This is a genomic window from Rhodococcus sp. MH15, from assembly GCF_019266045.1.
Classification (GTDB): Bacteria; Actinomycetota; Actinomycetes; order Mycobacteriales; family Mycobacteriaceae; genus Rhodococcus_F; species Rhodococcus_F qingshengii.
On sequence record NZ_LPNP01000080.1, the window covers coordinates 183020 to 195972 of the forward strand.

Sequence of the window (12953 nt, forward strand, 5' to 3'; positions counted from 1 at the left end):
TGGATAGAAGTCGGCAAGGAACACTGGAGAAGACGGCGAGACGGCCGTCCGAACCCAGTGAAGGAGCTCCCCGTGACCGCAGTCATCAGTGCCATTCGGGTAGGTGGTCAGCGATGAACGTTCCCATGTGGGCGTGGGCCGCGTTCGCCGCAGTCATCGTCGTCATGTTGCTCATCGACCTGCTCGCCCACCGCGGCGCGCACGTCATCGGCTTCAAGGAAGCGGCCTGGTGGAGTGCACTCTGGGTCGGTTTGTCTCTCGTATTCGCGGTGGTCGTCACCCTGACCTTGGGGGTGAACTCGGGCGTCGAATTCACCACGGCCTGGCTGTTGGAGAAGAGCCTCTCCGTCGACAACCTCTTCGTGTTCGCCCTGATCTTCGGTTACTTCAAGGTGCCCCGTGAATACCAGCACCGCGTGTTGTTCTTCGGTGTCATCGGCGCCCTGATCTTCCGCGGTATCTTCCTCGCCGCCGGCGTTGCCGTGGTCAGCAAGTTCACGGCCGTTCTGTTCGTCTTCGCCGCCATCCTGCTCTACAGCGCCTACAAGCTGCTCAAGGACGACGACGAGAACTTCGATCCGGGAACCTCGCTGGCGGTTCGCTTGCTGCGCAAGATCATGCCGGTCCGTGAGGAATACGCAGGAACCAAGTTCTTCGTCAAGGAAGCCGGAAAGCGCGTCGCAACACCACTGTTCGCCGTCGTCGTCGCCATCGAAGCTGCCGACCTCGTGTTCGCAGTCGACAGCGTCCCGGCAGTGCTGGCAGTGAGTGACGATCCATTCATCGTCTACTCCAGCAACGCGTTTGCGATCTTGGGTCTGCGTGCCCTGTACTTCCTGCTCTCGGGCCTGCTCGAGAAGTTCCACTACCTGTCCAAGGGTCTGTCGATCATCCTCGCCTTCATCGGCGTGAAGCTGATCATGCAGGCCAGCCACAAGGTGATCAGCACGTCGATCCCCGAGATTCCCTCACTGGTCAGCCTCGCGGTGATCATCGTGGTGTTGGCAGGCTCGATCATCCTGAGTCTCAAGAAGCCGCTACCGGAAGAGCCTGAGGCCGAAGAGGTTGCGACCGGTGATGCACCGATCGACCTCGAGAAGTCAGGTGCTGACGGCAGCATCGAGAAATCCGGCGTCCAGCTCGCAACCGGCGAGCGCGACGACGATGACGACAAGGTAGATGCTCGGCCCAGAGGCTGACGCCTGATCGGCTGAACGAATCGAAAAGGGAGACCACACAACGACGTGTGGTCTCCCTTTGTCAAATCATCACCAACTGCTTCCCCCGGTTGTGGCCCGAAAGCTGCCCGATCAAGGCCGCTGGGGCATTTTCGATGCCCTCGGTGACATCGTTGCGGTAGCGCAGTCCACCTTCGGCGATTCGAGCGGACGCCCACGCCCGGTACTCCGGGTACCGGTCGTAGTGGTCGTAGCAGACGAACCCTTCGATGCGTAGACGTTTGCGTAGTACAGGGCGTAGGGGAGGCCCGACTTCGCTTTCATCCTGGTTGTATTCGCTGATCATTCCGCACACGACGACCCTTCCGAAATCGGCCATGCGATCGAAAACCGCTCGCGTGATCGAGCCTCCGACGTTGTCGAAATAGACGTCGACGCCCTTCGGACACAATTCGTCCAACTGCTCGCCGATGTTCGCCGTCTTCCTATCTATGCAGGCGTCGAACCCCAATTCCTCCACAACGTATTCGGTCTTCTCACCCCCGGCGATTCCGATCACCCGGGCGCCCGCCAGCTTCGCGATTTGGCCTGCAACCATGCCGACTGCTCCGCCGGCCGCCGAAACCACGACTGTGTCTCGCTCTCGGACGTCGGCGACCAACCGCATTCCGCAGTGTGCGACAAATCCTGGCTGTCCTAGAATTCCGAGTTCATCTCCTAGGGAAGCTCGATTCTCCCTCGGTATGCGGTCCAGGGCAGCGCCTTTGATTGTGTGATAAACCTGCCAGTGCGTGCCGCCTCGAACCAAATCACCTGCCGCAAAGTCAGGATGCCGCGAAGAAATCACTTCGCCGACTGCGATGCCGTCCAAACCGGAGTGCGCAGGCACTACTCCAGCCAAGACGACGTCGCCGATACCGGCAACAGCTCCCAACGGCCCGGGGGCAGAGCTGGTGGACGGTAGGCGTCTTCGTATCGCCGGATCGATCGAAAGATAGTGGGCGCGGAACAGAACTTCGCCGTCCGCGGGCGGCCGGATCGGAACCTCGTCGATCCGAAAATCTTCTACGACAGGCAAGCCGCGGGGAGCTCGAACGACTCGCACAGCGCGGTTCACATATTCGGTCATGCGCAATTTCCAATCTGCTTCGACACCGGTTCGCATCACTTCTCGGGACGATTGCCCGGAATTGATCTCGCCGCCTTACTGATTCACGGCGAAGACGTCTGGGAATTCTGTCCTCGAGCAGCAAGGAGCGCACCTTCCCGCCCGCTCAGTGAGAATGTGGCAACCCGACGTCCGGAGCGCGACTTCATTTCCCATACAGCGGGCGGTTTGTTGGTTGCCTCGTAGTCCGACTGTGAAGCTCTGCGCAGTTCAGTTCAGCGCAGCGCTGACGCTCGTCACCAGTGGTATTCGGCTGTGGATTTTTACGAGGGCGTCAATGATCTGCCAGATCTTGTGTGAGTGATTTTGTCGAGGACGAGAGGTTGACTATGACTTCGCCGGTGGGTTCGGAGCGTGCGGTTCATGACACAACGGATTGGCTCAGAACGGGATTGGTCGATCCAACGGAGCCAGGCTTCCTGTCCGATCCGTACGCGCGGTACGCGATTGCGCGAGAAGTTGCTCCGGTACAACAGCATTCGAATGGCGTATACATGCTTTTCGCCTACGACGACGTGAAACGCGCACTGGCGGACAAGTCGCTGAGTTCGTCGGAACAGTATGCACTCGAGGCACCGCGCAATATGCGGATCAAGGCGGCCGGTGGTAGCGACGCCTACTTGTTGCGCCCATCGTTGTCGAAGCTGGATCCGCCGGACCATCTGGCATTGCGCAAGCTACTGGCGCGCCCGTTCACGCCCAGGGCAATCAAGCGTTACGACGCGCGGGCGAAGGAAATCGTCGACGAGTTGCTTGCCGATCATGGACGGGGCTCCGAGATCGAGCTGGTGACGGAAGTTGCTCATCCGCTACCGATTCGCCTTGTCTGCGAAATTTTCGGTATCCCCGTACCTGCCGACACCGATACGATGTTCGAGTGGACCCGTAAGGGACTCAACCTACTCGATCCGTTTCTGACTGCCGAGCAGACCAGCGACTACATTTCCGCTCAGCGTGATTTCTCGGCACACCTTCAGGACGTTATCGCTTGGAAGCGCAACAATCTTGGCGACGACATCCTGTCGGACTTCATCTCCGCCGGCGACGAAGGCGAGATAATCGGGCCGGATCAAGTTGCCGCAACCGTGCAGACTTTGGTCATCGCCGGACTGGACACCACAGTCAATCAGGTCGGTCTCACCATGAATGCACTTATGGGCCATCGTGATCAGTGGGAACGACTCGTCGACGACAGGGCACTGCTCGATCACGCGGTAGAAGAAGTCCTGCGCTATGAGCCGACGGCGCAGTTGATGATTCGCATTGCTCCCGAGGATTACGCGGTGGGAGATGCGGTGATTCCGGCCGGAAATCACATTGTGACGTGGCTGGCGTCGGCAAACCGCGATGAAACTCGATTCGGTCCGAACGCGGACAGATTGGACTGGTCGAGGTCAAATGTCCGGGACCACATCACGTTCGGTCACGGTGCGCACGCTTGCCTCGGTGCGTGGTTGGCCCGGCTGGAGATCAAGACCATCCTGAATGCGTTGATCGACAAAGCGCCGAAGACCGAGCTCGTCGACGGTGGAGTGACGTGGGGTGGCACGGCCTTTATCCGCGGTGTCTCCGAACTGCGATTGAACCTTTTCTGATTGCACGAATTCGTGAACAGACCACTCGGTGGGCAAGTCGGTGTCAGATGGTCGACGTCTTGTTAGTCTGGGCCGGTGCCTGATCCCGCAACTGCGTGTTACCCGGCATTGCCCGCGACAAGTTGGGCAGTGCTGGGAATGCTCACATTCGGAGAAGAACTCAGTGGCAGCGATCTGAAAAGCTGGGCCGACTGGAGCATCGGGTTCTATTACTGGAGCCCGTCGGTGAGCCAGGTCTATACCGAGCTCAAAAAGCTGGAAACGCTGGGATTCGTCAGTTCGCGGGAGGTTTCGGAATCGGGTGGGCGTCGTCGACGAGTGTTCACGATAACCGAATCCGGTATCGAGGCTCTCAGATCATGGTCACGCCGATCGGAGATCGAAACCCCCGTTCTCAAACATGGAGTGATGTTGAGACTGTGGGTCGGCCACCTCAACGACCCCGATCAGCTCAAGTCGATAGTGCTCGATCACATCGACAACCTCGAGGCAAAGAAGCTCAAGGCAATCGAACACGCCGATAACTCGGAGAATGAACCCGCCTGGGCATTTACCGAGATGAGTCTGCGATGGATAGGCCGCCATTTTCAGATGGAGATCGACCTCGCCGCTCAGTTGCTCGATGACATCGATGAGGCCGCCGCTCGATTCGCGCAAGGCGACGCCAACGCTCTCGGCTTGCCGCAGCCCGTCAATGCCGGTAGTTGGAAGTTGATCTGAGCGTGCGGAGGTACAACTCTCCAGATTCTGCCCCACGCCAATAGAATTGTGCTGTCGAGGTTTTCGTGCCCAGTCTTCGAGCTTGGTCTTCGTGCTTGGTCTTCGTGCCTAGTCTTCGTGCCTAGTCTTCGTGCCTACTGAGCTCGCATGCTTTCGGTGGTCCGGACGCCCGCATTTCGCCACAGGGAAGCGGCTGTTTCCCGAAGAAGCCCGGTGAGAGGCGAGTTCCGCTCGTCGAGCGGCATTTGTCGGAGCGGTCCGCAGATCGACAGCGCGGAGGTCGCGACGCCGATCGGGCCGATCGGAGTGGCGATCGTGCCGAATCCGTCGATCGGCGTGTCACGGCCGTATCCCACGCCGGTTTTTCGGACCTCGTCGGCCGCCTCTCCTCGCTCGTTGTTGAAGGTGTGGAGGACCCTGCCGACGAGAGTTCCGTCTGCGCGCGTGCTGAAACCGATCCGATTCGGAATCATGCTGGCGAAACGACCTGCCATGTGGGCGCGGCACACCACATTTGAGCCGTCGAGAATCGTCATCTCGACGATCAGTCCGGTACGCCGGTGCAATTCGTACAGGTGCGGATGCGCAGCTGAGTGAAGTCTGTCCTGGTACACGGCCAACGAGCCGAGTTCCACGAGCCGCAACCCGAGCGTGTAATCGCGGCCGCTGCGGTGCAGCCACCGAAGTTGGACCAGATGGTCGAGTATGCGGTGGGCTGAAGACCTTGGAAGCCCGGTTCGTCGGACAATCTCGGCGAGGGTGAGACGATCTCGACCGCCGAACGCATCCAGTAGCAGAGAGACTCGGTCGAGGAAGGCGTTCGGCGTTGCGGGATCGACCTCGAGCTGGAGCGACATGTGTTCCCTCTGCTATCCCGTAGTCAAGTTGGACAACTGCCCTGGACAAGGCTATTTCGATTAGGAATGATGACATGTTTTTTCTGCTTTGTGAAGAAGGCCACCCTGTGGATCGGACGCCTCCGGTGCTCGTCGGCGGAAACGGACCACTGATCGGGAGAGCGGGTTCCTTGCTTGGTGGTGGGCGATCTACGTTGACGTGATCACACGCCAAGTGGACAAACGCGGATGCCGGCGCAGACGTAGCGCCACCCGCCGGGCTGAGAGACCAGGAGACGATATGACGATTCAAGCGGAAGTCACCACGATGCTTGCAACCCTCAACGCTGGATTCCCGGATGTCACCAGTGTCCCGCCGTCGGAGCTACGAACTCTGATTCGGAACCGACGTGCGCCGCTGACGGGTCTTCCCGACATGCTTTCAGTCGAGAATCACGTAATCGACGGTCCCGGTGGAGATCTGGCAATTCGCGTCTTTCGTCCGCATGGAACCTCGAACGACGTTCCTCTCGTGGTCTTCGCTCACGGGGGCGGTTTCGTGTTCTGCGATCTGGACAGTCACGACGAATTCTGTCGATCGATGGCGCAGGGAGTCGGCGCAGTAGTGGTTGCCGTCGACTATCGGTTGGCGCCGGAGCATCCGGCACCGGCAGCCCACGACGACGTCTACGCCGCGGTGGCGTGGGCCAGCGAGCATGCTGCCGAATACGGTTCCGACGCAGGTAAAATCGCACTTGTGGGCGACAGTGCGGGAGGGAACCTCGCGGCGACCGTGGCTATTGCCGCTCGGGATCGGGGTGGTCCGGAAATCGCCCTTCAGGTTCTCATCTACCCCGTGATCGACGACGACTTCGAAACCGAGTCGTATCGGCTCTACGGCACGGGTCACTACAACACCACCGCAGCGATGGAATGGTACTGGCAGCAGTACGCGCCTGAAGGTCGCGACGACGCCCGTGTGATTCCTACGCGTGCGGAGACGCTCGCCGGTCTTCCGTCTGCTGTCGTCGTGACAGCCGAACTCGATCCGCCGTGTTCGTCAGGTGACGCGTATGCGCAGATGCTCGCGACGGCTGGCGTTTCGGTGCGCCATCATCGCTTCGAAGGATTGTTCCACGGCTTCCTCACTATCCCGTCTTTGTCACTGACCGAGCCTGCGCGACAGAAGCTTTGGGCGATGACGCGCGAGGCGCTCGGTAGCGAGTAGGCAGATCACTTCACTGTCAGGAGTCTCTCGGTGAGATTGCCGAACGTGTGACAGATTCTGTCGTGGACCACTGCCTCGGGACATTCGGGGTCGAACCACCGGTCCACCACTGCCCAGTGAATCGGATGATCGAGGTACTGGGTCTGCAGTGAGCCGAGGTCGGTGAACTCCTGCTCCCAGACATGAGTCCATGGTGTGTGCCCGGTCGCTGCGTCGACTCGGCTGAGACGCCAGGCGCAGATCGACGAGATATGGGTAGGCATCCTGAGCAGATCCCGTTCGAATTCCTCGAGTACGTCCTGGGGTGTGCTGGGGGATATCCGGATGAACAGCGCTCGGTACACCTGACCGGCGGCTTCGGCGCCGGAACGTCCCGTGGTCCCGGACGAGTACTCGGCACCGTGGAAGTGGTCGACGGCGGCGCAGCGCAGGCTGTCGTCGACCGCATCTCGGGCTGTCTGCCAAGCCATCTCGTCTTCGAACTGAAGATGGACGATCAGATCTCCGCCGTTGATGACGCCGGGAAGTGTCGTACATACGAGATGACGCAGCGCGTTCGACGATTCGGCAACTGCGGCAATGTTCTTCACTGCAGCGGTCCACTCGTCGGCGCCCGCCCCGTTGGCGGCGTGCACGACTCTTGTCACGTTATACATTGCTCAGTCCTTCGATGTCCTTTGCTGCGGCGGCCATGGAGCGACTCCGTTCGATTATGAGCGGAGCCATTGCATCCCACCACTGCCTGAGGGTGGAGTCTCTGCGGCCCTGGCGCGTCATCGACCACCAGCCGGCCGTGCCGTCGACCGTCCAGGTGACGGTCAAGGTGTTCGGGTCTTGATCGCACCACAACGGAGGGCTGACGAGTACGTCGGCGAGTGTCATGCCGCGACGCTGTGCACTCGGCAAATACTGGTCGAGTAGCGCGTCGACGAACTGTCGACCGCATCCCGGTTTCGTGACTATCCGATCGATCACGTAGAGCGTTTCATCTGTCATTGGTGAAGATTACTTTCCCCTAACCCGTTGTGATGCTTTCGATCTCACACAGCGGGAGATAGCGGATTTGGTCATGTGCCCGGCATTTCGACACCTCCCGTCAGGCGGGAATCGTTGCTGTGCAACAGAATCGGATGATGCAACATGGCGGACAACGATTGCGTGAAATGCAGTCGAACTCAGGTCGAACACATACGTCATGTGTTCGATGTCGTGAAGTGGAAGAGCCTTGGAGGAGCAGTTGAATCACTCGCTGGTAGGGAAGACCGCGCTGGTGACCGGGAGCAGTCGAGGCATCGGCAGGGCGATCGCCAGGCGACTGGCGGCAGAGGGGGCAACCGTGGTCGTCACCGCACGGTCGGCTCGGCCTACCGCGGCAGTCCGTGCCGACAGTAATGTCGTCATCGGCGGTACGTTGTCCGAGACCGTCGAGATGATCGAGTCGCAACACGGTCGTGCACTTGCCATTCCGGCCGATCTCGAGGATTCCGAGGCTCGCGACGGATTGATCGAGAAGGTCGTCTCGCGGACCGGAGGTATCGACATCCTCGTGAACAATGCCGGGTTTGCCGACTACGCGCCGATCGAGAAGATGTCGCTGGCGACGTTCGATCGGACCCTCGACCACTACATTCGCGCGCCGTTCGCCCTGTCGAAGGCAGCCATCCCCTACATGCGAGAGCGCGGCGCAGGCTGGATCGTGAACATCGGTTCCTCGACGGGACTGAATCCGATCAGGCCCTTCCGCGACTACAACAAGACGTCGGGTGACGTGATTTACGCGTCGATGAAGGCAGCACTGCACAGGTTCACACAGGGCCTCGCCGCGGAGGTGCTGGACGACAATATCGCGGTCAACTCGGTGGGGCCTTCCACTGCGATCTCGACTCCCGGCGCCGACGCACTCATTCCGGATGGATACGAAACCGAGCCCGTCGAGTATCTTGCCGAGACGGTACTGGCCATGTGTTCTCTTCCCGCGGCCGAGCGGACCGGCCTTGTAGCCTTCAGTCTTCATTTTCCCTGGTATCAGGATCTGGTCGTGAAGGCGCTCGACGGGCAAGGGCTGATGCCCAGACGTGAGCCACCGACGTGGTGCAATCCCAACATTCTGCCCGAAGGAATCTGAAGTCTTTGTCGAGCAATAGTTTCGGCGACACAACCCGAGGAGTGGAGATGTCCCACGCTGAACGCCGGTTCGGTACCGGCACGGCCGTCGTGACCGGTGCGGGGGCCGGTATCGGTGCAGGGTTCGCCCGTCACCTTGCGCGGCTGGGAATGACGGTGGTCGTTGCCGACATCGACGAGGAGCGTGCGTCGCTCGTCGCCGAGGACATTCGCGCGGCCGGTGGGAGAGCTGACGTCCATGGGGTGGACGTAGCGGATGCCGATGCCGTGAAGAGGATGGCGGACAATGTGTTCGATCGTCACGGCAGCGTCGAGTTGCTGGTCAACAATGCCGGAGTGGAGACGGCCGGGTTGCTGTGGGAAGTCAGTGGTGCGCGGTGGAGACGGTTGATGGAGATCAACGTCGACGGCGTCTTCTATTGCCTTCGTGCTTTCGTGCCATTGATGTTGAAGGTGGGTAAGCCGGCGTGTGTGGCCAATCTGTCTTCTGTCGGCGGGATCAACAGCGCCGCGGTGCAAGGACCGTACATCGTCAGTAAGTTCGCGGTGCTGGCGATGACCGAGAGCTTGCACCAAGATCTGTCGTTGGTCGACTCTCCGATTCAGGTCAGTGCTGTTGTTCCACACTCGATCCGGAGTGAGATCTTTCGTGCGGCCCAGCGTGACGCGCCGACTACGAACGTCACGGCAAACGCTGTCTTCGATGCAATGCAACAGGCGAACGTCGAATCCGGACTCGACCCGCTCGATGCCGCCGAGCACATGACCGAAGCAATAGCGCGTGGGGACTTCTGGGTGTTCTCCGACGACGACGCGTGTCGGCAGTTCACCGACCGCCGAGCCGCTCAGCTTCGAGACCTGCTACCTCCCGCCGATCCTCGCACAATGCTCACACGCATGGGCATCTCGTGAATGCGGAGCTGTTCGGAGCAGGCCTGTTCACGCGCTGCCGTTGACAGACGTCGACGCACTCTTGGGGAGGCCTGACCAACCCACCAGGCCGACCAGAGCGAAAGCTACGGCGGCAGTGACGAAGGTGACGGTGAAGGCGGATTCGCTGGGCAGAGCGGATACGCCCTCTGGCAGGTTCGCGATGGTCATCGAGGCGAGAATCGTAGTCACCACTGCACTGCCCATGGCGCTGCCGGTGGAACGGGAGATCGAGTTGATGCCGTTGGCTATTCCACTCTGGTGTCGCGGAACGCTCGACATGATGATCGCGGGCATGGCCGCGTAGCCCAGGCTCACGGCGGCGCCGATCACGATGCCGGCACCGATGACCGACGCGGTGTGCGTGTGGTCGTACGCGAGCCAGGCGAACGGCACCGCACCACAGATGGCGGTGAGTCCCAGGACGAAGCGTGGCCCACGCACTCTGATGAGCCGCCCACCGATCGGTGCTGCGATCAGCGAGGCAATCGCACCCGGCAGCAGGAATTCCACCGACGCACGCAGAATGCTGGCGTCGAATCCGTATCCCGTGAGGGCGTGGGGAAGCTGCACGAGATAGGAGATGCCCAGGAAGTTGGCGAACATTCCGAAGCCCAGCATGACCCCCGCCAGATTCGCCATCATCACGGGCCGGTGGACGAACATTCGCATGTCGACCAGTGGTTCGTCGACGATCTTCTCGATCCAGACCCAGACTGCGAACATCACGATCGAGCCCAGGAAAACACCGATGGTCACGGGTGAGAACCAACCCCATTGGTGGCCTTGCGAAATCGACAACAGGAGCAGAAGGAGTGCAGCGCCCAGGCTCAGCGCGCCGATGACGTCGACGCGCCCGCCGCTCTTGTGCTTGGTTGCCGGAACCAGCGTGATGACGGCGACGAGGGCAAGCAACGCGAACCCGGTGGCCATCCAGAAGGCATTGCGGTAGTCGGCATCCGGAGCCGATGTGAGAAGTCCGGTGGCTACGAGGGCGAGCCCGCTGCCGAATGCGAGAGTTCCGCTGACCAATGCCATCGCGCCGGGAAGCTTGTGTGGGCGGACCTCTTCGCGCAGGACCGACAGAGCCAGCGGGAAGATGGCGGTGGCGGTCCCCTGGAGGACGCGTCCGAGGATGAGAAGTGGCAGATTGTGTGCCAGTGCGGCGACGATCGAACCGATGACCATGACGACCAGAACGCCGACCAGCGTGCGCTTCTTGCCGTGCTGATCGCCGTAGCGGCCCAACAGGGGAGTGAAAACGGCGGCCGACAGCAACGTCGCCGTCGTCACCCAACTGATGCCGGCCGCGGATGCGCCCAGATCGGACTGAATACGCCCCAAAATCGGGACGGGCAGTGTCTGCATCATCGAGACGATCATCGCGGCCAGGCTGAGCGCCCCGATGATGACGGCCTCGCGGCGCGGCGATGTTACGACGGATACATCCGGGGTGTCGTGGACCGTTGGCTGCGCAGCGCTGTCGGTCGTCACTGAATTCGTCAAGTGGGTCCTTCTCGGGAATTACAAGAGAAATTGCTTAATGTGCCGAAGTAATTTTCTCTGGATGGTAAGTCCGCGAGATCGATCCCGTCAATGCTGGTCAGTGAGCCCCTGGGGTCAGTTCGGTGTATTCAGGACCAACTCGGCGTGTTCCGGACTAGAAGGGGTAGACCGGGAGTGCGCTCTGCGCAGTCACCCACTGCGTTTCGGTGAAGGCGTCGAGGTTTGCGCCGATACCGCCGACGCGGCCACCGTTACCCGAAGACGCCATACCGCCGAACGGGATGACTGCTTCGTCGCCGACGGTCTGATCGTTGATGTGTACGAGGCCGGTGGGGATTTGTTGGGCGAGCTCGAGCCCGCGCATGGCGTCGGAGGTCAGAATGCCCAGTGACAGTCCGTACTCGGAATCGTTGGCTATGGCGACGGCCTGTTCGACGGTGGCGAAGGAGGTGACCGGTGCGACTGGCCCGAAGACTTCGTCGGCGAATGCCGGCGCGGTGAGTGGGGTGTCGGCCAGCACGGTGGGCCGGTAGAAGAGATCTTCGTAGGTGCCGCCGGCCGCCAGTTTTGCTCCGGCCGCGATGCTTCCGGTGACCAGGGAGTGGATGTGGTCGCGTTGTCCGGAGTCGATGATGGGTCCGAGTGCGACCTGACCGGTGAACGGGTCGCCTACCGGAAGCTTGTCGGCGTGTTCGGCAAGGAGTGCGGTGTAGTCGGCGGCGATACTTTCGTGGACGAGTTGGCGGCCGGTGGTCATGCAGATCTGCCCCTGGTGCATGAAGGATCCGAAAGCGCCTACAGATGCGGCCTTTTCGAGGTCGACGTCGTCCATGACGATCAGTGCGTTGTTTCCCCCGAGTTCGAGGTGTGCTCGTTTGAGATGGCGGCCCGCCAGTTCACCGACAGCGCGTCCTGCCCGGGTCGACCCGGTGAATGCGATGACGCGAACGCTCGGATGAACCACGATTGCCTCACCGGCGTCAGCGCCACCCGGCAGCATGCCGAACACTCCGGCAGGCAAACCGGCTTCTTCGAAGATGCGGGCAAGAACCACACCGCCACAGATCGCCGTGCGCGGATCAGGCTTGAGGATCACCGAATTGCCCAGTGCCAGTGCGGGAGCGACTGCACGGATCGACAGAATGATCGGGAAGTTGAACGGTGCGATGACGCCGACGGTGCCGACGGGGACGCGACGAGAGAAGCTCAGCCGCGGTTGCTCCGAGCGCAGCACCTCGCCGATGGGGTGTGCGGCCAAAGCTGCTGCGTTGTAGCACTCTTCGGCAGCGGTGTGGGTTTCCAGTCCGGCTTTGGCGGGAATGCTGCCGGCCTCGCGGATTACCCATTCGCCGATTTCGTCGGCGTACCGCTCGAACAGTTGACCGGCGCGGCGTAGAACGGCGGCTCGTTCGGTGTACGGCCTTGCTGCCCAATCCTTCTGAGCGGCAGTAGCTTTTGTTGCAGCGGCTGCCACGTCGTCTGGTGTTGCCATGCCGACCGTCGTCAACTGCTTGCCGGTGGCCGGCTCGACGACAATACGATCGTCGGCGCTACCGCGAACCCATTCGCCGTCGAAGATCTTCGATTCCCACACAGGTTCGCTCAGCAAACGCGTCATGGCCGCTCCTCGGTAAAGGGATGCAACCGCGCGCCGCATCACATGGTTGT

Annotated in this window: 12 protein-coding genes; 6 read left to right on the plus strand and 6 right to left on the minus strand. The window is 61.0% G+C overall.

The annotated features are described in order from the left end of the window. Nucleotides 1–113 precede the first annotated feature (113 nt). The gene (locus ATN37_RS23650) at nt 114–1199 is read left to right on the plus strand and encodes a TerC family protein (protein ID WP_003942925.1); all 1086 of its coding nucleotides are present in this window, start codon (nt 114–116) and stop codon (nt 1197–1199) included. A gap of 61 nt (nt 1200–1260) precedes the next feature. Here the strand turns inward: ATN37_RS23650 and ATN37_RS23655 are convergent, their stop codons facing one another. Then, nucleotides 1261–2307 carry an NADP-dependent oxidoreductase gene (locus tag ATN37_RS23655; protein ID WP_030536117.1) on the minus strand — a complete coding sequence of 349 codons (1047 nt, stop codon included), beginning with the start codon at nt 2305–2307 and terminating at the stop codon, nt 1261–1263. Nucleotides 2308–2675: 368 nt separating this feature from the next. On the opposite strand from ATN37_RS23655, the gene ATN37_RS23660 reads away from it, so the two are divergent. Together ATN37_RS23660 and ATN37_RS23665 are read left to right on the plus strand one after the other, a co-directional pair. Continuing rightward, nucleotides 2676–3941, plus strand: coding sequence for a cytochrome P450 (locus ATN37_RS23660; RefSeq protein ID WP_007730518.1), 1266 nt, complete (start codon nt 2676–2678; stop codon nt 3939–3941). A 138-nt stretch (nt 3942–4079) separates the two neighbouring features. Next, nucleotides 4080–4661 (plus strand): PadR family transcriptional regulator, encoded by a 582-nt coding sequence (locus tag ATN37_RS23665; RefSeq protein WP_050656919.1) that lies wholly within the window; start codon nt 4080–4082, stop codon nt 4659–4661. Between the two features lie 134 nt (nt 4662–4795). On the opposite strand, the gene ATN37_RS23670 is transcribed toward ATN37_RS23665, so the two are convergent. After that, a complete protein-coding gene (locus ATN37_RS23670; RefSeq protein ID WP_007730520.1) occupies nt 4796–5518 on the minus strand; it encodes an IclR family transcriptional regulator in 723 nt (240 codons plus the stop codon). Nucleotides 5519–5798: 280 nt separating this feature from the next. On the opposite strand from ATN37_RS23670, the gene ATN37_RS23675 reads away from it, so the two are divergent. Next, complete coding sequence (locus ATN37_RS23675; protein WP_007730522.1) at nt 5799–6725, plus strand: alpha/beta hydrolase; 927 nt, start codon at nt 5799–5801, stop codon at nt 6723–6725. A gap of 5 nt (nt 6726–6730) precedes the next feature. Here ATN37_RS23675 and ATN37_RS23680 read toward each other — a convergent pair whose 3' ends face one another. Continuing rightward, a complete protein-coding gene (locus ATN37_RS23680) occupies nt 6731–7381 on the minus strand; it encodes a Dabb family protein (protein WP_058038356.1) in 651 nt (216 codons plus the stop codon). Next, on the minus strand, nt 7374–7721 hold the full coding sequence (locus tag ATN37_RS23685) for a hypothetical protein (protein ID WP_218695684.1): 348 nt from the start codon (nt 7719–7721) through the stop codon (nt 7374–7376). The genes ATN37_RS23680 and ATN37_RS23685 overlap by 8 nt, the downstream gene beginning before the upstream one ends. A gap of 241 nt (nt 7722–7962) precedes the next feature. Between ATN37_RS23685 and ATN37_RS23690 the strand changes: the two genes are divergently transcribed. Both ATN37_RS23690 and ATN37_RS23695 read left to right on the plus strand, forming a co-directional pair. Next, entirely contained in the window at nt 7963–8850 is an 888-nt protein-coding gene (locus ATN37_RS23690; protein ID WP_058038475.1) for an SDR family NAD(P)-dependent oxidoreductase, read from the plus strand. A gap of 47 nt (nt 8851–8897) precedes the next feature. Then, nucleotides 8898–9761, plus strand: a complete 864-nt coding sequence (locus tag ATN37_RS23695) for an SDR family NAD(P)-dependent oxidoreductase (RefSeq protein WP_007730535.1) — start codon at nt 8898–8900, stop codon at nt 9759–9761. Between the two features lie 27 nt (nt 9762–9788). On the opposite strand, the gene ATN37_RS23700 is transcribed toward ATN37_RS23695, so the two are convergent. Together ATN37_RS23700 and ATN37_RS23705 are read right to left on the minus strand one after the other, a co-directional pair. Continuing rightward, complete coding sequence (locus ATN37_RS23700; RefSeq protein ID WP_202426560.1) at nt 9789–11285, minus strand: MFS transporter; 1497 nt, start codon at nt 11283–11285, stop codon at nt 9789–9791. Nucleotides 11286–11439: 154 nt separating this feature from the next. After that, on the minus strand, nt 11440–12903 hold the full coding sequence (locus ATN37_RS23705) for a benzaldehyde dehydrogenase (protein ID WP_217018002.1): 1464 nt from the start codon (nt 12901–12903) through the stop codon (nt 11440–11442). Nucleotides 12904–12953: the final 50 nt, after the last annotated feature.